This window comes from Dechloromonas sp. ZY10, from assembly GCF_041378895.1.
Taxonomy (GTDB): Bacteria; Pseudomonadota; Gammaproteobacteria; order Burkholderiales; family Rhodocyclaceae; genus Azonexus; species Azonexus aquae.
The window spans coordinates 2,248,328-2,269,066 of record NZ_CP144212.1 but is presented as its reverse complement, the minus strand read 5'-3'; the positions used below and the strand labels follow the sequence as shown (position 1 = coordinate 2,269,066).

General features: G+C 61.0%; 16 protein-coding genes. 6 read left to right on the top strand and 10 right to left on the bottom strand.

Features of this window, described 5'->3' with window-relative positions:
- Positions 1-198: 198 nt before the first annotated feature.
- The gene (locus tag VX159_RS10295; RefSeq protein ID WP_371322794.1) at positions 199-2,085 is read right to left on the bottom strand and encodes a methyl-accepting chemotaxis protein; all 1,887 of its coding nucleotides are present in this window, start codon (positions 2,083-2,085) and stop codon (positions 199-201) included.
- 314 nt (positions 2,086-2,399) lie between these two features.
- Between VX159_RS10295 and VX159_RS10290 the strand changes: the two genes are divergently transcribed.
- Together VX159_RS10290 and VX159_RS10285 are read left to right on the top strand one after the other, a co-directional pair.
- Complete coding sequence (locus VX159_RS10290; protein WP_371322793.1) at positions 2,400-3,440, top strand: ABC transporter substrate-binding protein; 1,041 nt, start codon at positions 2,400-2,402, stop codon at positions 3,438-3,440.
- A gap of 7 nt (positions 3,441-3,447) precedes the next feature.
- Entirely contained in the window at positions 3,448-4,698 is a 1,251-nt protein-coding gene (locus VX159_RS10285) for a diguanylate cyclase (RefSeq protein ID WP_371322792.1), read from the top strand.
- A gap of 6 nt (positions 4,699-4,704) precedes the next feature.
- Here VX159_RS10285 and asd read toward each other — a convergent pair whose 3' ends face one another.
- Positions 4,705-5,559, bottom strand: a complete 855-nt coding sequence (asd, locus tag VX159_RS10280) for an archaetidylserine decarboxylase (RefSeq protein ID WP_371322791.1) — start codon at positions 5,557-5,559, stop codon at positions 4,705-4,707.
- A 164-nt stretch (positions 5,560-5,723) separates the two neighbouring features.
- Between asd and VX159_RS10275 the strand changes: the two genes are divergently transcribed.
- Together VX159_RS10275 and VX159_RS10270 are read left to right on the top strand one after the other, a co-directional pair.
- The gene (locus VX159_RS10275) at positions 5,724-6,578 is read left to right on the top strand and encodes an alpha/beta fold hydrolase (protein ID WP_371322790.1); all 855 of its coding nucleotides are present in this window, start codon (positions 5,724-5,726) and stop codon (positions 6,576-6,578) included.
- A gap of 43 nt (positions 6,579-6,621) precedes the next feature.
- Positions 6,622-7,395, top strand: a complete 774-nt coding sequence (locus VX159_RS10270) for an alpha/beta fold hydrolase (RefSeq protein ID WP_371322789.1) — start codon at positions 6,622-6,624, stop codon at positions 7,393-7,395.
- Here VX159_RS10270 and VX159_RS10265 read toward each other — a convergent pair.
- The gene (locus VX159_RS10265; protein ID WP_371322788.1) at positions 7,329-8,138 is read right to left on the bottom strand and encodes a zinc-dependent peptidase; all 810 of its coding nucleotides are present in this window, start codon (positions 8,136-8,138) and stop codon (positions 7,329-7,331) included. The two genes, VX159_RS10270 and VX159_RS10265, sit on opposite strands and share 67 nt — an antisense overlap.
- On the bottom strand, positions 8,138-9,058 hold the full coding sequence (locus VX159_RS10260) for a DMT family transporter (RefSeq protein ID WP_371322787.1): 921 nt from the start codon (positions 9,056-9,058) through the stop codon (positions 8,138-8,140). The genes VX159_RS10265 and VX159_RS10260 overlap by 1 nt, the downstream gene beginning before the upstream one ends.
- 53 nt (positions 9,059-9,111) lie before the next feature.
- On the opposite strand from VX159_RS10260, the gene VX159_RS10255 reads away from it, so the two are divergent.
- The gene (locus VX159_RS10255) at positions 9,112-11,334 is read left to right on the top strand and encodes a bifunctional (p)ppGpp synthetase/guanosine-3',5'-bis(diphosphate) 3'-pyrophosphohydrolase (RefSeq protein ID WP_371322786.1); all 2,223 of its coding nucleotides are present in this window, start codon (positions 9,112-9,114) and stop codon (positions 11,332-11,334) included.
- Positions 11,335-11,399: 65 nt separating this feature from the next.
- On the opposite strand, the gene trmA is transcribed toward VX159_RS10255, so the two are convergent.
- The gene (gene trmA / locus VX159_RS10250) at positions 11,400-12,527 is read right to left on the bottom strand and encodes a tRNA (uridine(54)-C5)-methyltransferase TrmA (protein WP_371322785.1); all 1,128 of its coding nucleotides are present in this window, start codon (positions 12,525-12,527) and stop codon (positions 11,400-11,402) included.
- Between the two features lie 146 nt (positions 12,528-12,673).
- On the opposite strand from trmA, the gene VX159_RS10245 reads away from it, so the two are divergent.
- Positions 12,674-12,847 (top strand): hypothetical protein, encoded by a 174-nt coding sequence (locus tag VX159_RS10245; RefSeq protein ID WP_371322784.1) that lies wholly within the window; start codon positions 12,674-12,676, stop codon positions 12,845-12,847.
- Between the two features lie 33 nt (positions 12,848-12,880).
- Here VX159_RS10245 and VX159_RS10240 read toward each other — a convergent pair whose 3' ends face one another.
- The 5 genes from VX159_RS10240 to lon all read right to left on the bottom strand — a co-directional run bounded on the left by VX159_RS10240 (position 12,881) and on the right by lon (position 20,724).
- On the bottom strand, positions 12,881-15,967 hold the full coding sequence (locus tag VX159_RS10240; protein ID WP_371322783.1) for an HD domain-containing phosphohydrolase: 3,087 nt from the start codon (positions 15,965-15,967) through the stop codon (positions 12,881-12,883).
- A gap of 153 nt (positions 15,968-16,120) precedes the next feature.
- Positions 16,121-17,161 carry a TrkA family potassium uptake protein gene (locus VX159_RS10235; RefSeq protein WP_371322782.1) on the bottom strand — a complete coding sequence of 347 codons (1,041 nt, stop codon included), beginning with the start codon at positions 17,159-17,161 and terminating at the stop codon, positions 16,121-16,123.
- Positions 17,162-17,175: 14 nt separating this feature from the next.
- Positions 17,176-17,616, bottom strand: coding sequence for a DUF3124 domain-containing protein (locus VX159_RS10230; RefSeq protein ID WP_371322781.1), 441 nt, complete (start codon positions 17,614-17,616; stop codon positions 17,176-17,178).
- A 284-nt stretch (positions 17,617-17,900) separates the two neighbouring features.
- On the bottom strand, positions 17,901-18,173 hold the full coding sequence (locus VX159_RS10225) for an HU family DNA-binding protein (protein WP_371322780.1): 273 nt from the start codon (positions 18,171-18,173) through the stop codon (positions 17,901-17,903).
- 136 nt (positions 18,174-18,309) lie between these two features.
- Positions 18,310-20,724 (bottom strand): endopeptidase La, encoded by a 2,415-nt coding sequence (gene lon / locus VX159_RS10220; RefSeq protein WP_371322779.1) that lies wholly within the window; start codon positions 20,722-20,724, stop codon positions 18,310-18,312.
- Between the last annotated feature and the right edge of the window lie 15 nt (positions 20,725-20,739).

Here is a 20,739-nt window from a genome sequence, read left to right as displayed (position 1 = left end):
ATCCTTCCCAAGCCCGCCGGCGCCCCGGCTGCTGGCACTGGCACCGGCGGCGGACCGAAACCGGGCCGGTGGCGTTAGCGGCCAGGGCGCGGATTGTTCCCGCTTTGCCGTCAATGGCTCCGGTGGCTGACGGCAAAGCAGTGGAGCCTGTCTGCGCCCCGGTTCTTCCAGTCGCGTTCCGGCCGGTTCTGCCGCAGGCTAGAGTTTGAAACGCCCGAGCAGCTGGCGGGTCTGCTCGGCGGTTTTGGCCAGTTGTCCGAGTTCATGGCGGGCGGACTGGATGGCGTCATCTTCACTCATCACCCGGTTGTTGATGTCCTCGGTGGACTGGGCCATGGCCGTGGTGGCATCGCGCTGCTCGTCGGTGGCCAGTGCGATGTCGCCAACCCGGGAGACTGCTTCGTTGATTTTCTGCTCGATTTCGCCAATTCGGGTGGCCGCATCGCGCGAGATTTCTACCCCGCGGCGCACGCTGCTCACGGTTTCTTCCATAGTCTGGCCGGCCGCCGAGGTTTCGTTGCGGATCGCGTCGATCATCCCGGCGATTTCGACCGTCGCCTTGGCCGTGCCTTCAGCCAGTTTTCTGACCTCGTCGGCGACTACGGCAAAGCCGCGTCCCTGTTCGCCGGCGCGAGCAGCCTCGATGGCGGCATTGAGGGCGAGCAGGTTGGTCTGGTCGGCAATTCCCTTGATCACATCGACGATGCCCTGAATCTCTTGTGAGCGGGTGTCGAGGCTGTGCAGGATCTGGGCCATGGTTTCAACCTGCTGAACCGAGTGTTCTGCCTCCGCCGATGCGGCTCCGACTTCGCCGACGCTGCGCCGCGACAGGGCTGCGGTTTCGCGCATCATTCCATCGACGTCGCGGGCATTGTCGGCAATGTGCGATACCGCGACCGTGATTTCCTCAATCGATGCGGCATTTGAACCAGCCGTTTCCGAGAGATGCATCGATTCGCCGGCGATGGTGTCGATTGCGCTGTTCAGGCGCTGTACGCCGTCGGCCAATTGATTGGCTTCGTTGCGCAGGGCCGCGAACATCTGGCCAGTTTGTTCGAGAAAACGGTTGAAGGCTTGTGCGGTATCGCCGATTTCATCGCGGCTGCTGATCTGCAGGCGGACAGTCAGGTCACTGCCACCCTTGGCAATATCCTGCATCCGGTCGCGAATCTGACGCAGTCCTCCGAGCATCTTGCGGGTGACTGCGCTGGCCAGTAGCGCAGCAACCAGGATGACCGCCAGCAGCACTCCCAGCAGGGTCAGCAGCAACTGGTCGAGCGGCGCCAGCACAGCCTTTTTCGACATCGAAACGCCGAGGACCCAGTCGCTGTTGCGCACCGGCGAGAGATAGATCAGGCGTTCTTCGTCCTGGCGGGCAATGGTGAACAGCCGCGCTTCCTGAATGGCCCGGGCCTGGCGTTCCGGCGTCAACTCGGGGGCGATGCTGGCAACCGGCTTGAGGATCGCCTCCTTGTTCGGGTGTACCAGCACCGTGCCGTCCTTGTGCAGGATGAAGGCGTAACCTTCTCCCGGCAGGCGCACGCCGAGGATTTCCTTGGCAATCTGGGTGATCGTCATGTCGTTGGCGACAACCCCGGTCGTTTTTCCTTCCTTGCGGGCTGCCGCTGCAATCGAGATGATCAGCTGCCCGGTAAAGGCATCAACGTAGGGCTTGGTGACAAAAACGCCTTTTTCGCCGGCTTGCTCCGCTCCCTGATACCAGGGACGCTGGGTTGGATCGTAGCCGGCTGGCACTTCCGAGTGCTTGGAAAAAACCATTTTCTTGTCCGGCGTTCCGGCATAAACCAGATCGAAGCCGCCGGCCTCGGCTGCGCGGGCAAACTCGCCGGCAGCATCGGCTTGTCCGACCAGCGGTCGCAGCGAGGCTATCGTCGCAGAGCGGATCGCCAGCCATTCGCTGATGGCAAAGGCATAGCCGTTGCTGGCGCTGCGCGCTTCGTTTTCGATATCGTGCAGCAGGGATTGATGCAACTGGCGGTAGAACAGGCCGCCCAGTGTGATGACAGTAAGCGCCAGCAGGCCGATCACAAAGGCTTGCAGGCGGGATTGAAGCGAACGGAACATGACCTTCTCCCTTGTCGTGATCATTCATCCGCCGACTAAGTCCGGCTTGCTTTAAAGGATAAGGCGATTTTGCGTAATCGGTTAATTTTTTTCGCTCCATGAAATGCGATTTATCGACGATTTATTAAGTAGATGACGGGGTTATTTGTTCCTTGAATATTTGGCATAAGTGTATTACCTAAGTAATAAGCACTGCGCTTGAACTGTGGCATAGTCCTGCCAGCCGGGCGGTCCGGCCAGTTTCTTGATCGGGAGGGGATGTGCGTCGGCTTCTTTGGCTCGTGTTGTTATGTGCTCCGGCGCTATCCTGGGCGATGTCGGTAGCCTTCATCAATCCGGGCAAGTCGGACGAGGTCTATTGGCTGACTGCAGCCCGGGCCATGCAGTCGGCTGCCGAACGGCTTGGGGTCGAGCTTGAAGTGCATTACGCCGAGCGCCAGCATTTGCGGGCGCTTGATCTCGCTCGCGAGTTGGTTGCCCGTCCGCCGGAAAGGCGCCCGACATACGTGATTTTTTCCAACGATTACGGTACCGGACCGGAGTTGTTGCGTTTGTTCGACGGCTCCGGGATCAAGGTCATGCTTGCCTTCAGCGGGATTGTCGAAGCGGTTGACCGCGCCCAGAGCGGGCAGCCGCGCGGGCGTTACCGGCACTGGCTGGGGAGCCTGGAACCGCGAGCCGACGATGCGGGTTACCAGACGGCCCGCTGGCTGATCGAGGCTGGTCGGCGTGCCGGCCTGAAGGCGGCAGATGGCCGTCTGCACATGCTGGTGATTAGCGGCGATCGCTCGACCCCTTCGTCAATCCGGCGGGGCGAGGGGATGCGGCGGGCGGTCAGCGAAGCCGGTGATGTCAGCGTCGATCAGGAAGTGTTTGCCTCCTGGAAGCGGGAGAAGGCGGAGGAGCAGGCGGAATGGCTGTTCGCCCGGCATGCGCAGGCGCGCCTGGTGTGGGCCGGTAGTGATCAGATGGCTTTCGGTGCGATGCACGCCTGGGAAAAGCGCGGGGGCAAGCCCGGTCGGGATGCGTTGTTCAGCGCCATCAACACTTCCCGTGAGGCGCTTGAGGGGATTCGTTCGGGGCGACTGAGCGCCTTGTCCGGAGGCCATTTCATCGCCGGCGCCTGGGCCCTGGTGATGCTTTACGACTACCACCATGGCCGCGATTTTGCCGCCGAGGAAGGGTTGGAACTGGAGCAGCCGATGTTTGTCGCGTTCGATTCGCGGCTGGCGGAACGCTTTGAGCGGCGGTTTGGTGAGCTTGATTTTTCCGGTATTGATTTTTCCCGTTACAGCAAGGTGAAGAACCCGCGACTGAAGCGGTACGACTTCCGTTTCCGGCAGTTGCTCGATTGAGGCGGTGATGGAAGAACAACGCATTTTCCCTCTTGCCGAGCGGCTCAAGCGCCTGATCTGGCTGTGGGCGACACTGGCTTCGTTGCTGGTCGGATCGCTGCAGGGCTGGTTGTCCTACCGTCATGTGCAGGGGGAACTGGCCGACGAACTGCGGGCCATCACCCAGACCAGTGTGCCTTTGCTGGCGGTGGCGCTGTGGGACATTGAACGCGAGGCGGTGCAGTGGCAGATCGAGACCATGGCCGAGCGTCCCGAGATCGGTCTGGTCCGGTTGACGGTACCGACCGGGCAGGTCTTCATTGCCGGCGATGAACGGCTGGCGGAAAGGATGGCACCCAGCCTCTTCGAAGTACCCCAGCCGGGGCGGCCGCTGAACCGGCTGGGCCAGCTGGAGGTCTATGCCGATCCGGCAGCCTTCCAGGAAGAGTTGTTCTACCTGGTCCTCAGCACCTTGCTGGCCTATGGTCTGCTGACCCTGCTGGTGTGTACGCTGGTCGGTTTTTTCCTCCGCCGCCACCTGGAAAATCCCTTGCGCCAGCTGGCCCGCTACCTCGGAACCTTGACGCCGGAACGGCTGCGCCAGCCTTTGCAGCTGGAGCGGGCGGAACAGCGCCGGCGCGACGAAATCGATCTGATGGTCGATGGCTTCCGGGTCATGCAGCAGACCGTCGACCAGCATGTGCGCCATCTTGATGAACTGGTGGCGCAACGAACTGCCGCTTTGCAACAAGCCTTGTCAGAAATCGAGACCCTGTCGCGGACCGATGCCCTGACCGGGTGTTTCAACCGGCGGCATTTCGACGAGCGTTACGGCGAGGAGTTTGACCGGGCCAGCCGTTATCAGCAGGCGCTGGCCCTGATTTTTTGCGATATCGACCATTTCAAGCGGATCAACGATCGCTATGGCCACGCCGTCGGCGATGCCGTGCTCAAGGCTCTCAAGGTCTGTCTCGACGCTTGCCTGCGCGAGCGGATCGATTGGGTTGCTCGCTATGGCGGTGAGGAGTTCGTGATTGTGCTGCCGCACACCGGCCAGGCCGAAGCGCTGGCGGTGGCCGGGCGCTTGCGTCAGGCGGTAGCCGACGATCTGGGGCGTCGTGCCGGCTTGCCCGGCGGCGATGTGACTGCCAGTTTCGGGGTGGCTGCACTGAGTCCCGAACTGACGCCGTCAGGCCTGCTTGCGGCAGCCGACAAGCAACTCTATGCGGCGAAACAGGCGGGCCGCAACCGGGTGATGCCGGTGCTGGCCGCCGATTGAGTCGGCTCAGTCGCCGCTGCCGGCGGCCATCGCTTCACCCATCCGTACTGGCCGGGCCGGTGCCCAGTCGGTATTGAAAGCCAGGGTGTTTTTCGGGAACAGCAGGACCACGGTCGAACCGAGCAGGAAACGCCCCATTTCCTCGCCTTGCTGCAGTTCGATCGCCTGTTCTCCGTCGTAACGCCATTCGCGCAGGCGGCCGGGGCGGGGCGGGTTGACCACGCCATGCCAGACGGTGGCCATGCTGCCGACAATGGTGGCACCGACCAGCGCAAGAACGAAGGGGCCGTGCGCCGAATCGAAAACGCAGACGACACGCTCGTTACGGGCAAACAGCCCGGGCACGCCACGGGCGGTGGTCGGATTGACCGAAAAGAGTTCGCCCGGCACGTGAATCATCCGCCGCAGGCGGCCGGCGCAAGGCATGTGGATCCGGTGGTAGTCGCGCGGGCTGAGGTAGATGGTGGCAAATTCGCCGTCGGCAAATTGTCCCGCCAGTTCGCGGTCGCCGCCAACCAGCGCGGTAGTCGAGTAGCTGTGGCCCTTGGCCTGGAAAATCTGGTCGCGGGCAATCGGCCCGAACTGGCTGATCGCGCCATCGACCGGGCAGACGAAATCAGCGGTTGCCAGCGGTCGGGCGTCGGCCCGCAACGGCCGGGTGAAGAACTCGTTGAAGCTTTTGTAGCTGGCGATATCCGGGTTGGCAGCCTCCGCCATGTTCACCCCGTAACGTCCGACGAACCAGCGGATCGCTCGGGTGGTCAGGGTACCGGCTTCGGCGCGGGCGAACCGGCCGGCAAGAGTGGTCAGCGCTTGTTTCGGAAGCAGGTATTGGGGCAGAACGGCAAGACGGTCGGACACGGGCAGGGTCTGGTTGGATGGCGGTCGGCAATTATAGCGGCTTACGCGGCGCTGGCGATTTTTTGCCCCTTGTTACGGTCGACCGTGGAAATCACGGTTTTTGCCGTTGCGGCAGTGATAAATTGGCAGGACATCAGATCATTAATGACAAAGGGGAGCGAGACATGGCTTACGTTCAACGTACGGTGCAGTGCCTGAGCCCGTCCGGTTTGCACCGGATGGCCTATAACGAGTGGGGCGCGCATGACAATCCACGGGTTGTTGTCTGCGTCCATGGACTGACCCGCAATGCCCGCGATTTCGACCGACTGGCGGCGGCGCTGGCCGGGCATTACCGGGTGATCTGCCCGGACGTGGTCGGGCGCGGTTGCAGCGGCCGTCTGCGCGACCCGGCCGGCTATGCGATTCCGCAGTATGTGGCCGATATGGTGACCCTGCTTGCCCGCCTCGACGTCGAGGCGGTCGATTGGGTCGGCACCTCGATGGGTGGGCTGATCGGCATGGCACTGGCGGCGCAGCCGGGCGCCCCGTTGCGTAGGCTGGTGCTGAATGACGTCGGCCCCCTGATTACTCAGGAATCGCTTAAGCGGATCGGCGAATACGTCGGGAACGATCCGACCTGGGTGACGCTGGCCGAAGCCGAGCGTTATGTGCGGGCGATCAGCGCGCCGTTTGGCCCGCTGAGTGATGCCGACTGGCACTTTTTGACCGAAACCAGTGTCGCCCAGCGGACAGACGGGCGCTGGGGCTTCCGCTATGATCCGGCGATTGCCGCACCGTTCCGGGCGGCCTGTGGCGAGCAGGATATCGACCTGTGGCCGGTGTATCAGGCAATTGCCTGCCCGACGCTGGTGATTCGCGGCGCCGAATCCGACCTGCTGACGCGGGCGACCTGGCAGCGCATGGGCGAAGTCGGCCCATGCGCGCAACTGGCCGAGGTGGCCGGGGTCGGGCATGCGCCGATGTTCATGGATGCGGCACAGATCGCGCTGGTCCGCGATTTTTTGCTGGCGGCTTGAAATAATTTCAAAAACATTGATTGATCAGAGAACAGAGATGCAGATGCAGCAGGTAGAAGTGCTTGGCCTCAGGCTTGAATATCGCGATTTTCCCGCCACCCGCAACGATCTGCCGCCGCTGGTCCTGCTCCACGAGGGGCTGGGCTCGGTGGCGATGTGGCGCGATTTTCCGCAAAAGCTGGCCGCGGCCAGCGGTGCGCGGGTGGTGGTGTTTTCGCGCGCTGGCTATGGCGGCTCCGACGCTTATCCCGAGCCGCGTACGCCGCGCTACATGCACCACGAAGGCGAGCAGATGTTGCCGGCCTTTCTCGCCGCGCTCGGTATCGAGCGGCCGCTGCTGGTCGGCCACAGCGACGGCGGCAGCATCGCGCTGATCTGCGCCGGCGCGCATCCCGAACGGGTGGTTGGGCTGGTGGCGATGGCGCCGCACGAGTTCGTCGAGGAAATCACGCTGGCCGGGATTCGCGCGGCCCGCGAGGTCTGGCAGAAAAGCGACTGGCGTGACAAATTGGCGCGTTATCACCGCGATCCGGTGCGCGTCTTTCACGACTGGAACGACACCTGGCTGGCGCCCGAATTCCGTGACTGGAACATCGAGGATTATTTGCCCCGGATCGCCTGTCCGGTGCTGGCCTTGCAGGGCGAGGACGACGAGTACGCGACGATGCGCCAGATCGAGGTGATCGGCGCCGTGGTGCCGGATGCTGAAGTGCTCAAGCTGCCGGCTTGCGGCCATTCGCCGCAGCGCGATCAGGAGGCGGCGGTGCTGGCGGCGATTGTCGGTTTTGCCGAGCGGCTCAGCGGGTCCTGCCGGTAGTAGCGGCAAAGCAGCGCGTACAACTCGGGATATTCACGGTCGACCACCGCCGGAAGCAAAAAGAAGGCTTCGCTGAAGACGGCGAAGAATTCCCCTTCCTCGCTTGCCGCATAGGGGTCGATGATCGTCTCTTCGCCGCCGTCCACGCGTCGGCAGAAGTCGTCGAAGGCGGCGAGGAAGACCGTGTCCCAGGTCGCTTCGTCGAGGCCCGAGTGCAGCGCCGGGATGCCGTCGACTTCGCCATTCAACATGTCGAGCTTGTGCGCGAATTCGTGGATCACCACGTTGTAGCCGGCGCCGCCTTCGTCGTTGCCGGTGTGTTGTCCGGCCAGTTGCACGTCCCGCCAGGAGAGGATCAGCGGGCCGCCAGCCCAGGCTTCGCCAGCGAGCACGTCGTCGTATTCGTGGACGATGCCGTCGTCGTCGTGGAGCGCCCGCGCGACGACGAATTCGTCGGGATAGACGATGATCCCGACCCAGCCGGCGTAGGCCGAGAGGCCGAGTTGAAGAATCGGCAGGCAGCCTTGCGCGGCAATCGTGACGCAGATTTCGTCGCTGAGTACCAGGCCGCCGCCAGTGGTGAATTCCTTGCTGGCGAGGAATTCCTCAGCCAGGGTTTTCAGACGTTTTTGCTCGTCGACCGTGAGTGCGGCGAGAAAATCGTAGCGGGCCAGCGTCCGCTGCCATAGCGCCGCCGGGATCGCCGGCGGCGGCTTCGGTTTGAACCAGTCGAAGAGGCCCATCACTTCTTCATCGTCAGGCCGATGCCGGCGAAGATCAGCGCGATCCCCGCGTAGTGGTACCACAGCGGGACTTCGCCGAGGATCAGGAAGGAGAGCAGGGTGCCGAACACCGGCATCAGGTGGATGAACAGGCTGCCCTTGTTGGCACCGACTTCGGCCACGCCCCGGTTGTAGAAGATGTAGCCGATGAAGCTGGGGAAAATGCCGACATAGGCCAGCGCCAGCAGCGAGCCGGTATGCACGTTCATGTGTAGCCCGGGGCCGCCAAGGTGGCCCATCTCCCACAGCCAGGCCGGGATCAGCGCGCAGAGACCGATGGCGATCGAACTCGCCAGCATCAGCATCGGATGTACCCCGGCCGGGCGCCAGGCGAGGGCGACGGTATAGATCGCCCAGTCAAGCACGGCGACTAGCATCCAGACGTCGCCAATGTTGAGTTGCAGGTGCAACAGCACATCAAGCTGACCACGGGCGACGATGGTCAGCGCACCGGCCAGCGAGATGCCGACCCCAAGCGCCTGACCGCCGCTCAGGCGCTTGCCGAGGAAGAGCCAGGAAATGGCGATGGTGGCGACCGGGATGAAGGAGTTGAGCAGGGTCGCATTGGTCGCCGTGGTGTGTTGCAGCGCCAGGTAGGCAAAGGTGTTGTAGCCGCCGACGCCGAGCAGGCCAAGGACGATCAGCGGCTTCCAGCCGGCCTTGAGCTGTGGCCACTGGCTCTTGAGGTGCGGCAGCGCCAGCGGCAGGACCAGCAGGAAGGCAATCGCCCAGCGCCAGAAAGCCAGGGTCAGCGGCGGAATGTCGGCGCGGATGCCGCGCCCGAGCACCATGTTGCCGGACCAGAACAGTGCAGTCAGGGTCAGCAGCAGGTAGGGGTTGGCGAAATGGCGGAAAAACGGATTTGGCGAAGTATTCTGCATTTTTGCGATTATGCCCGACGGCGACGGGCAAGGTCAGACGGTATAATCCCTAGATGGTTTCCGTCGTCCATTCGGTCGCTGCGCAGAGCGACTTCGAACAGTTCCTGAAAACGCTGTCGTCCGGCTTGGGCGACGAGGAGGCGGCCACGCTGCGTGCGGCCGTGGAATATGCCTGGGAGGTCTATGGTGACCAGACCCTGGGCAGTGGCGAGCGCATCTGGTCGCACGCGCTGGGTATGTCGGTGATCATTGCCGGCCTCAGGCTCGACGTCGAATCGCGGATCGCGGCCGTTCTCTTTGCCATTCCCTCGCACGTCGAGCATGCTCAGGCGCTGATCGAGGAGCGCTTCGGCAAGCCGGCGGCGCATCTGGTCGGCGGGATTTCGCGGCTTAATCGCTTGCGTCCGATCACCAAAGGGTTTGTCGCGGCCAATCTCGAAGGCGGCGACGTCAATCCGGCCGAGATGAAGGCGCAGGTTGAAGTGCTGCGCAAGATGCTGCTGGCGATGGTCGAGGACATCCGCGTCGTGCTGCTGCGCCTGGCCAGCCGCACCCAGACCCTGCGCTTCTATGCCGCCAACCCCGACGACCTGCGCGTGCAGGTGGCGCGCGAGACGCTGGAACTCTACTCGCCGCTGGCCAATCGCCTCGGTGTCTGGGAACTGAAGTGGGAGCTGGAGGATCTGTCCTTCCGCTTCATCCATCCCGAGACCTACAAGAAAATCGCGCGCATGCTCGACGAGAAGCGCAGCGAACGCGAGCAATTCATTACCGACGCGGTGGCCCGCGTGCGCAGCGAACTGGCGCAGGCCGGGATTACCAAAGCGGAAATCTACGGCCGCCCCAAGCATATCTACAGCATCTGGAACAAGATGCGCAAAAAGGGCGTTGATTTCAGCGAGGTCTATGATGTCCGTGCCTTGCGTGTGATCGTCGACGACGTCAAGGACTGCTACGCCGCGCTTGGCATCGTGCACAACCTGTGGCTGCCGATCCCCAAGGAGTTCGACGACTACATCTCCAACCCCAAGGGCAACCATTACCGTTCGCTGCACACGGCGGTGCGCTGCCCCGACGGGCGCAGCCTGGAAATCCAGATCCGCACCTGGGAAATGCACCAGCACGCCGAGCTCGGCGTTGCCGCCCACTGGCGCTACAAGGAAGGCCACAAGCGGGCCGGCGAGGATAGCTACGACGAGAAAATCGCCTGGTTGCGCCAGCTGCTGACCTGGAAAAACGAGGTCGCTGACAGTTCCGACTGGGTGACCCATTACAAACAGGCGGCGCTCGACGAAACCATTTACGTGATGACTCCGCAGGGGCGGGTGGTCGACCTGCCGGTCGGTTCGACGCCGGTCGATTTTGCCTATCGCGTCCATACCGACCTCGGTCACCGCTGTCGTGGCGCCAAGGTCAATGGCCAGCTGGTGCCGCTCAATACCGCGCTGGAAACCGGTGAAACGGTCGAGATCACTACGGCCAAAACCGGTGGCCCATCGCGCGACTGGTTGAATCCAACCCTCGGTTACATCCATACCAAGAGCGCACGGACCAAGGTGCGTGCCTGGTTTGCCAGTCTGGCGCTGGAGGAAACCCTGGCCGAAGGCCGCAACGCGGTGGCCAAGGAGTTGCAGCGTGCCGGCCAGAGCGGCGCCAACATCGAGGACTTGGCGCACAAGCTGGGTTTTGCCCGGGCTGACGACCTGTATATCGCCGCCGCTCGTGGTGAACTGAGCCAGCGTCAGTTTCAGGCAGTGGCGCGTGGTGCCGACCCGCTGGCCGAAGCGCAGGCGCCAGATGCGGTGCAGACCCGGCCGAGCCGGCCGGTCGATGGCAATCAGGGCATCCTGATTGTCGGCGTCGACAAGCTGCTGACCCAGCTGGCACGCTGCTGCAAGCCGGCGCCGCCAGACGAAATCCACGGCTTCATCACCCGGGGCAAGGGGATTTCGATTCACCGTGCCGACTGCCCGAACTTCGCCAACCTGGCGGCGCTGCATCCGGAGCGGGTGATCGAGACCGAATGGGGCGAGCAGACCACCGGCGTTTTCGCCAGTGACATCGTGGTCGATGCGCACGACCGCCAGGGCCTGTTGCGCGATATTTCTGAAATCTTCACCCGCGAAAAGATCAACGTCGTCGGGGTCAATACCCAGTCCAAGCAGGGTAAGGCGCACATGAGCTTTACCGTCGAGGTGCCCAACCTCAAGCAGTTGCAGCGGACCCTGGCGCTGATTCACGAAGTCGAAGGTGTGGTCGGCGTCCGCCGCGCCTGATCTTCGCCGGTCTAGCGATTTTTGCCGGTATTCACGGTCGACCGTGAATACCGGCAATTTTCATTTCAGCGCCGCTTGAGCAGCAGCCCGCATTCCAGGTGGTGGGTATAGGGAAACTGGTCGAAGGCCGCAGCAGCAACAATCTGATGGCTGGCGTGCAGCGCGGCGACGTTGGCGAGCAAGGTCTGCGGATTGCACGAGATGTAGAGAATGTGCTCGAAGCCGGCCGCCAATTCCAGCGTTGCCGGGTCAAGACCACTGCGCGGCGGGTCAACGAACAGGGTCGAGAAGCGGTAGCTGGCGAGGTCGATGTCCTTCAGTCGCTGGAAGCTCTCGCGGCCGGCCAGCGCAGCGCTGACTTCCTCGCTGGCGAGGCGAACCAGTGCGGTATTGGCGATACCGTTGTCAGCCAGGTTGTGCTGCGCCGCATGGACCGAGGTCTTGGCCATTTCGGTGGCCAGCACGCGCTCGAACAGTGGCGCCAGCGCGACGGTGAAGTTGCCGTTGCCGCAATATAGTTCGAGCAGGTCGTTGCCATCACCAGCCTGGCGCGCGGCAGCGACTTCGCCGGCCTGATGGCGGGCCCAGGCTAGCATCTGCCGGTTGACGCCGCCGTTGGGCTGAGTGAAGCCGCCTTCGAGCTGGCGGTAGCGCAGCAACTGCCCGTCGACTTCCAGTTCTTCCTGCACCCAGTCGCGGTCAAGGATCAGCTTCTGTCCCCGGCTGCGGCCCAGGATGCCGACACCGAGTTGCTCGGCCAGCGCGCGGGCGGCGGCTTCCCAGTCGGCGTCGAGCTTCTTGTGGTAGATCATCGTCACCAGCAGGTCACCGGCCAGCGTGGCGAGAAATTCCACTGCGTAGAAGCGTTTGTGCAGGATTTCCTGCGCCAGTACCGCCGTTTTCAGGCGCGGCATCAGGGCGCAGATCGCGGCACAGGCGACCGGGTAGTCGGCCATCAGGATCGGCCGCTTGGGATTGTCCGGGTCGAACATCGCGTAATCGAGGTCTTCGCTGCCCTGGTCGTCGCGATGGTGCCAGATGCGGAATTCGGCGCGTAGCCGGTAATGGCTGGGGGCCGAGGCGAGGACGTTCGGCTCGGGCAGTGCGTAAGGCGCGAAATCAGCCTTGAAACGGGCAACCTTGGCGGCAAGCTGGGCGTCGTACTGGGCAGGGTCGATGATCGGCAAGGGCATGGCGGGGCAGCAACAAAACGGCGAAGGGGGCGAAATATAACCCGGATGCAGCACAGCGCGCAGCGTTGAGGTCGCTTGGTTAATAAAACTTTTTTTGCCGGCGCGACTCAAAGCCCGAGTCAACGTCGCTCAAGCAGGAGGGTGCCATGCTGGAACACATGACCACAGACGAATTGCTCGACGATCTACCCCCTGCAGAGCGGGCTGCGATCGAGTACGAGGCCGAACTGATCGCCCGTCCCTGGCTGCTGGCAACCGAGGTGAATGGCGATCTTGTCCAGGAATCCCCACCCCGGCGCTGGAGCGATATTTCCGATTAGGCTCCAGGGGGAGAATGTCGGTATGCTGGGCCTTTAAGCGGCAGCGCCGGCAAATGTCGCACGCAAACTGTCGAGCATCGGAATCCGGGAACCGGGGCTAGGTTTAGGGTTTTGGGGGTAGGGTTCCAGATAAATGCTGATGTCGACCGGGTCGATTTGTTCCGGGCGCAGGAAACGTTCCGCATAGCGCAGGTAAATGCCCGAGGTCAGGAACAAGTCAAACAATTCGCTATCGATGTGTTGATCCTTCTTGAAGCCGTAAAGGATGTGAATGGCTTCTGACAGGGTCTTGGCTTTTTTGTAGGGCCTGTCCGATGCCGTCAAGGCTTCGAAGATATCGGCGATGGCCATGATTCGTGCCGGGATCGAGAGTTGTTCGGCATTCAGGTGGCGGGGATAGCCGTTGCCATTCAGGGTTTCGTGGTGGGTTCCTGCATATTCGGGAACGCGCCTGAGGTGTTTGGGGAACGGAAGGTTCTCCAGCATCACGATGGTCTGAATGATGTGTTCATTGATTTTGAAGCGCTCTTCGGCGGTTAGCGTGCCGCGGGAGATCGATAGGTTGTGCAATTCACCAAAGTGGTAAAGATGGGGCGGTACTTCGATCTGGAATCCGTATTTGTCATCAAATGGCCGCCAGTCGGTGCGCGGCAGGATGTGCCAGGGCTGGTCGGCGAGCAATTGTTCGCTGGCGGGGAGCGGCATGGCTTGCTCGCCGCGGCGTAGCCCTTCCTGCTGCGAGAGCCCTAGCCGGTCATCGAAATGGCGTAGCCAGACTCGCCCTCCGATTTCCCGAAGACGTCGGATTTTCTCGGGAGCCATGAACTCACTGCCCAGGTTACACTCGGCAATAAAGGCAAAGTCGGACTCAAGGCCGGCTTTTTCCGCCTCGAAATGGGCTGCGGCAACGAACGAGGGGACGCCAGATGCCTCCTCCTGAAGTTGCCGGATGCGTGCATCGCGGAGCAGTACTTCGAAACGGGTACGAATTTCGTGAATCCGGTTGTGAATGGTTTCCAGCTTGGTCGCTTTATCCACCACGTATTCGGGCGTGGTTACCTTGCCGCAGTCGTGGAGCCAAGCTCCGATCCTGAATTCGCGCCACTCATCCTCGGTGGTGAAGGCAAAGTTAGCCAGGCTGCCGCTGCTGCTGGCAGTTGCCTCTTCGGCAAGCATTTGGGCAAGTTCGGGCACCCGCTCGCAATGGCCGCCGGTGTAGGGGCTCTTGGCATCGATTGCACCGGCAATGATGCGAATCATCGAGTCCATTAGCCGGTTCTGGGCAGCGAACAAATTGCGGTTGTCGAGTGCGACGGCAGCCTGAGCGGCTAGGGCTTCAACAAAACGGATCGATTCTGCATCGAAAGGAATGATTTCTCCGCTTTGCCGGTTCTGCGCGTTGATAAGCTGCAGAACGCCGATTACTTCGCCGCTTCGCGGCGACAGTGGTACGGTCAATAGCGACTTGACAGACAACTCGCTGGATTCGCTGAATGCACGAGTGCCGGACAGGTCAAATGCAGTCTCCTGATAAATATCGTCGATGTTGACCGTCTGGTTGTTGAGATAGGAGTGAACTGAGATGTAGCCGGCTTTGGGGGTGGTAGTGCCGGTTTCATAAAGGGGAATCTCGGTTTCGGGCAGTGGCTCTCGATTGGTGCGTATGGCAAAGCACAGGGTGTCGTGATCTGTCGGCAGCAGCAGGCTGCCAGCCTGGCAGTGAGTTAGCAGGGTGCCACCTTCGAGAATTTCGCGCAGCAACTTGTCCATCTCGGTTTCACGTGACATCAATAGCCCGTTGTCGACCAGCAGCTTGAGTTTTTGCTGCGATAACTTGAGTTCCTGTGTGCGCTCTTTGATTGAGCGGTGCATCACCTCCTGGGCCTCTCCCAGGGCATTGATTTCGTAGATGAAAGTATGTGGAGTTGCAGGTTGGGTATCTTCAAACTCGAGGCGCTTGATACTTTCTGAGTTGCGGGCCATTTGCCCCAGTGCGCTGACTAGGCGTCGTGAGCCGAACATGGACAGCGGTAGCAACAGGGCAAGCAAAAGCAATGAGACCAGCATGACATCAATCCGTGCCGCTTCGATCGGGCCAGTGAAGTCGCTCATCGGCGCAAGCGCAAGCACCTTGAAGCGGGTTCCGGGAATCGGTTCCACATGCTGGGTAGCGATGACGAACTCCTCGTAACGGCCAGGTCCTACGGCTAGTTGTTGCAGGCTGGTTCCCGCGAGTTTACCGTCGAGCGCAGCTAGAGCCGAGGTCAATGGATGCTGGAGAGTACGCAGGGATTGCAAGGGGGCAAAATTGAGTCCGGCATAGTGTTCGCCCCGGTGCTGGAAGGCAATGATCCGGTCATCTGAATCAAGCATCAGGATGGCTGCCTGCGGGGTGAGTGTCAGTTGGCCGAGAAAGTTCTCCAGGGTACTCAGTTTGATGTCAGTGGCAATGATTTTTCCTGGCTCGGCAAGTGCTGTGGACAGGGTGATTCCGAGTTCGCCAGTCGAAGCAAAGAGGTAGGGGCTGGTCATCGCCGTACCTGGCCGCTCCAGTGCTTGCCGAAACCAAGGGCGGGTACTGGGAGCATAGGTGCTGGGGCGATGTTCGGTCGCAAGCAAGTGCCCTCCGGCATCAATGAAGCGCCATTCCTCCTGTCGTCCGTGGCCGTATTGCGAGCTTCCGATTCTTCGCAACGCATAGTGTGTGCCTGTGGGTGCCTTGAGGGCTGAGCTCAGGCGCTGATCGTCACGTAATGCGATGGCCTGGACAAAGGCATTGTCGGTGGTGCCGTAAAATATTCCATAGACATGTTGGTCGGCAGCCAGTGCTGAAAAGAGCAACCGGGTTTGCGGATGTTGCTCTGGTGTTGCATCGGAAAACAGTGGGGTAGGGGATAGGGCCCGCTGGGTTTGTACCAGGCGACTGGCATTGGCGATCAGGTTTGCAATCTCGGCGGCTGCACGCTGCGAAATCAGGGCGAAGCGAGCTTGGGCATCGCGCTCGGACATGGCAGTGAATTTGCCGAAGACCGTGAATAAATAGGTTGCCGATAGTGTGACGACCAGCGCGGTTGTCATCAGCATGATCCAGTGCTGAAACCGGAAGTGGGGAGGGCGCATCGTTGCTCCTGGCATGGCGGGCGATGCCCTAGGCAGGTCTACCGCAGTGCCGGACAAGTGCCCCCGACATGTTGGCGTCTAGACTTTTATGCTACACGAAGGGTTTGAGCCGAACAAGCGCACCGTCATTTAATGCTGCTGCTCGGGTTGGTGTTACCCCAGCATTTCGATCAGCGCTGCCTCGATTTCCTGGCGGCCGAGCGGTGTAGCCATGGCGATCAAGGTGTAGCCGGGCTTGAGCAGGCATTCGGTAGCCGGGTTGAACTGCCAGCTGCCATTGCGTTCGCGGACGGCGAGCAGGACGTAGTTTGCACTGCGCAGTTGCAGCGAGCCAAGAGGCTTGGGAATAAAACCGGCAGGAATGGCAATTTCCTCAACGCGCAGGTTTTTTTCCGATTTGAGCATTTCATCGAGAAAGGAAACGACATGCGGCCGGATCATGGCCGAGGCGATGCGCATGCCGCCGGTAAAGTTCGGCGAGACGATCGCGTCCGCGCCAGCCTTGCGCATCTTTTCGATATTCCGGGTTTCCTGGCAGCGGGCAACGATGCGGACGTCAGGTTTGAGCTGGCGGGCGGTAATCACGATCATCAGGTTGCGGGAGTCATCGCCAGTTACTGCGAAGACTCCTTTGGCGTCTTCGATGCCGGCGGCGAGAAGAACATCGTCGTCGCTGGCATCTGCGTGCAGATAGAGAAAACCGGGGGTTTTTTCGCGGTAGTCGAGCAACTTGTTCTCGTCTTCATCGATTGAGACAAAGTGCCGGTTGGTGGCTTCGAGTTCGTGGCTGATGTTGCGGCCAACCCGGCCAAAGCCGCACAGGATGTAATGGCCCTTGAGCTTCCTGATCGTCTTTTCCATTCTTTTTCTCCGCAGATTGCCGTTGAGGTCGGTTTCGAGCAGCGCTACCGTGACCACTGAAAATAACAGCGACAGATTGCCGGCACCGAGGATGCCGATGAAGACGGTGAACATCCGTGCCGGTTCGTTGCTGGTCATGTCGATGATTTCCCCGAAGCCGATGGTGGCGACGGTGATGAAGGTCATGTAAAAGCAGTCGAACCAGGAATATTTGTGTTCGGTCAGCCACATGTAACCTACAGTTCCAAGGATGTGCACGGCGACCAGCGCAACCAGCGCGATGTAGAGCAGACGAACGATGTAGCCGGTCTGGACGGCTTTTTGTGAGGACACGTTGGCTTCGGGCTTCAGTCGTTGATCGGTGTGGCCTGAGTGGTGAATACGATTGCCTTGCCGCCGTCGAGGTTGGCGTGCAGTGATTCAACCAGCGGTGGATTGATCAACTGGTCGGCATCCCATTTGATGATGAAGTTGGCCCCAGAGCCACCCGAGGCATCGTTGAGTTCAACAAACAACTCCAGGGTTCCCAGGGGCGGAATGCTGGTGACTGCAGGAACTCGCTCTCCGAGCAGCTTTCCGTGGGTGTCGTAATAGCGTGCCGAGCGAATACGCAATCCCGCCTTGGGGTCGGTGTTGCGAATGCTGACCAAGGCTGAAAGAAGGGTATGCGAAGGTTTTCCGCTTTTGCCGATATTTCCGTAAAACATGTGGGAATAAATTGGCAGGTACAGCGTCTGGCTACGGCTGAGCGGCCGGGTCTCCTGGCTCAGGATGGGGAGCGGCAACAAGCATAGGGCCGCCAAGAACGCGATGCGGTGCGGCCATGATCGAAAATGGTGCATCCTCGGCTCTCCCTAATGTTGTTTTTGCTAGTTTTGACGGCTGCGAGTATACACGTGTGCTGCCGCCAGGAGGCTGGTAGCAAGGGGAAAATCCCATGTTTTGCCCCGTTGACCGTGGCAGGTATGGCATAAAATAAAAACCCGCCGGTATGCGGCGGGTTTCTGGCTGGGCACCGGACCGGCTTTGCGGTCTGCCTGCGCTAACGGGAGCAAGGCTCCGCCTACTGGACTTAGTTGATGGCGTCCTTGAGGCCCTTGCCAGCGCGGAACTTGGGCGACTTGGCCGCTTTGATTTCGAGGGTCTTGCCGGTGCGCGGATTGCGACCGGTACGGGCAGCACGCTCGCCAACGTAGAACGTGCCGAAACCGATCAGGTTGACCGTGTCGCCGTTCTTCAGCGCGGTCTTGACGGCTTCTACCGTAGCGTCGAGGGCGCGGGCAGCGGCAGCCTTGGAAATTTCGGCGGAAGTGGCGATCTGGTCGATCAGTTCAGTCTTGTTCATGTTGGTGTGTCCCAGGAAAAGTAATAAAAGTAGCCAAAATGCTTGTGCGGGCGACTTTATAGCGTCCGCCAAATTGTCGTGTCAAGTGAATTCGCGGCGGGAGGCGCGGCAGGGCCTGGCCTCCCGGAGAGTTGCCTTAATGTTTGATGGTTTCTGCCGTCTTCAAGGCGGTACTGTCGGTGGCCAGGGTCGAGGCATCGGCGGGAGTTTCAGGCAAGGCTTCCGGCAAGCGTTCCAGTGCTTTTTCGAGAACCTGATCGATCCATTTTACCGGGATAATTTCGATGCGGTTCTTGATGTTGTCGGGCATTTCGGCCAGATCCTTGACGTTTTCTTCCGGGATCAGTGCCGTCTTGAGTCCGCCACGAACTGCAGCCAGCAGCTTTTCCTTTAGCCCACCAATCGCCAGAACTTCGCCGCGCAAGGTGATTTCCCCGGTCATGCAGACGTCGCAACGGACCGGAATGCCGGTGTAGGAGGAAACCAGGGCGGTAGTCATCGCAATCCCTGCCGACGGGCCATCCTTGGGGGTGGCGCCTTCCGGGACGTGGATGTGCAGGTCGCTTTTCTCAAACACTTCGTCCTTGATGCCGAGACGGCGGGCGCGGGCGCGGACGACCGAACGGGCCGCTTCGACCGATTCCTTCATCACATCGCCGAGCGAGCCGGTGCGCAGGATGTTGCCTTTGCCCGGCATGGTGGCGCATTCGATGGTCAGCAGTTCGCCGCCGACTTCGGTCCAGGCCAGACCGGTGACTTGGCCAACCTGGTTTTCCTTTTCGGCCATGCCGAAGTTATAGCGGCGAACACCGAGGAATTTATCGAGATTTTCGGCGTTGACCGTGATCGGAGCATCTTTGGCCTTGAGGACCAGCAGCTTGACCACCTTGCGGCAGATTTTCGAGATTTCCCGCTCCAGCGCCCGCACCCCGGCCTCGCGGGTGTAATAGCGGACGATGTCGCGGATCGCTTCTTCAGCGACGGTCAGTTCGCTGGCTTTGACACCGTTGTTCTTCAACTGCTTGGGCAACAGATAACGGGTCGCAATATTCAGCTTTTCGTCTTCGGTGTAGCCGGAGAGACGGATCACTTCCATCCGGTCGAGCAGCGGTGCCGGAATGTTGAGCGTGTTGGCAGTGGCGACGAACATCACATCGGAGAGGTCGAAATCCACCTCGATGTAGTGGTCCTGGAAGGTGTTGTTCTGCTCCGGGTCGAGTACTTCGAGCAGGGCCGAAGACGGGTCGCCACGGAAGTCCTGGCCGAGTTTGTCGACTTCGTCGAGCAGGAACAGCGGATTGCGCACACCAACCTTGGACAGGCTTTGCAGGATCTTGCCTGGCATCGAGCCGATGTAGGTGCGGCGGTGTCCGCGAATTTCGGCCTCGTCGCGCACGCCACCCAGCGCCATGCGGACGAACTTGCGGTTGGTCGCCTTGGCAATCGACTGGCCGAGCGAGGTCTTGCCGACGCCCGGGGGGCCGACCAGGCAGAGGATCGGTGCCTTCACCTTCTCGACGCGCTGCTGCACTGCGAGATATTCAACGATCCGCTCCTTGACCTTTTCCAGCCCGAAGTGGTCGGCGTCGAGGACTTTCTCGGCAGCCCCCAGATCCTTGCTGGTCCGGGTCTTCTTCCGCCAGGGCAGGGCGATCATGGTTTCGATGTAGTTGCGTACGACCGTGGCTTCGGCGGACATCGGGGACATCAGGCGCAGTTTCTTCAACTCGCCCTGGGCTTTGCTCAAGGCTTCCTTGCTCATCCCGGCGGCCTTGATCTTTTTATCCAGTTCCTCGAGGTCGGCACCTTCTTCGCCTTCGCCGAGTTCCTTCTGGATCGCCTTGACCTGTTCGTTCAGGTAGTACTCGCGCTGGCTTTTTTCCATTTGCCGTTTGACCCGACCGCGAATCCGCTTTTCGACCTGAAGAATGTCGATTTCGGCTTCCAGTTGCGACAGTAGACGCTCGATCCGGTCACGCACGTGGTTCATTTCCAGCACTTCCTGCTTTTGCTCAATCTTGAGTGGCAGGTGGGCGGCAATGGTATCGGCCAGGCGGCCGGCATCTTCGATCCCGGAAATCGACGAAAGTACTTCGGGCGGAATCTTCTTGTTCAGTTTGACGAACTGGTCGAACTGGGCGACCACGGCGCGGCGCAGTGCTTCGATCTCATGATCGTCGCTGCCGGCCTGTTCGAGCGGGGTAGCGGTGGCGACGAACATCGCCGCCTGGGCTTCAACGCCTTCAACGTGCGCTCGTTGGGTGCCTTCGACCAGAACTTTGACTGTACCGTCGGGCAGTTTCAGCATCTGCAGGATATTGGCCAGGCAGCCGATGTGATACAGGTCGGCAGGTTCCGGCTCATCCTTGGCGGCTGATTTTTGTGCTACCAGCAGAATCTGCTTGCCGCCTTCCATGGCGACCTCGAGTGCCTTGATCGACTTGGGCCGGCCGACGAACAAGGGGATGACCATGTGCGGGAAGACCACGACGTCGCGCAGCGGCAGCAGCGGCAGTTCGATGGATTCCGGGAAGCTGTTGGGGTTAGACATTCTGGTGCCTTTGAA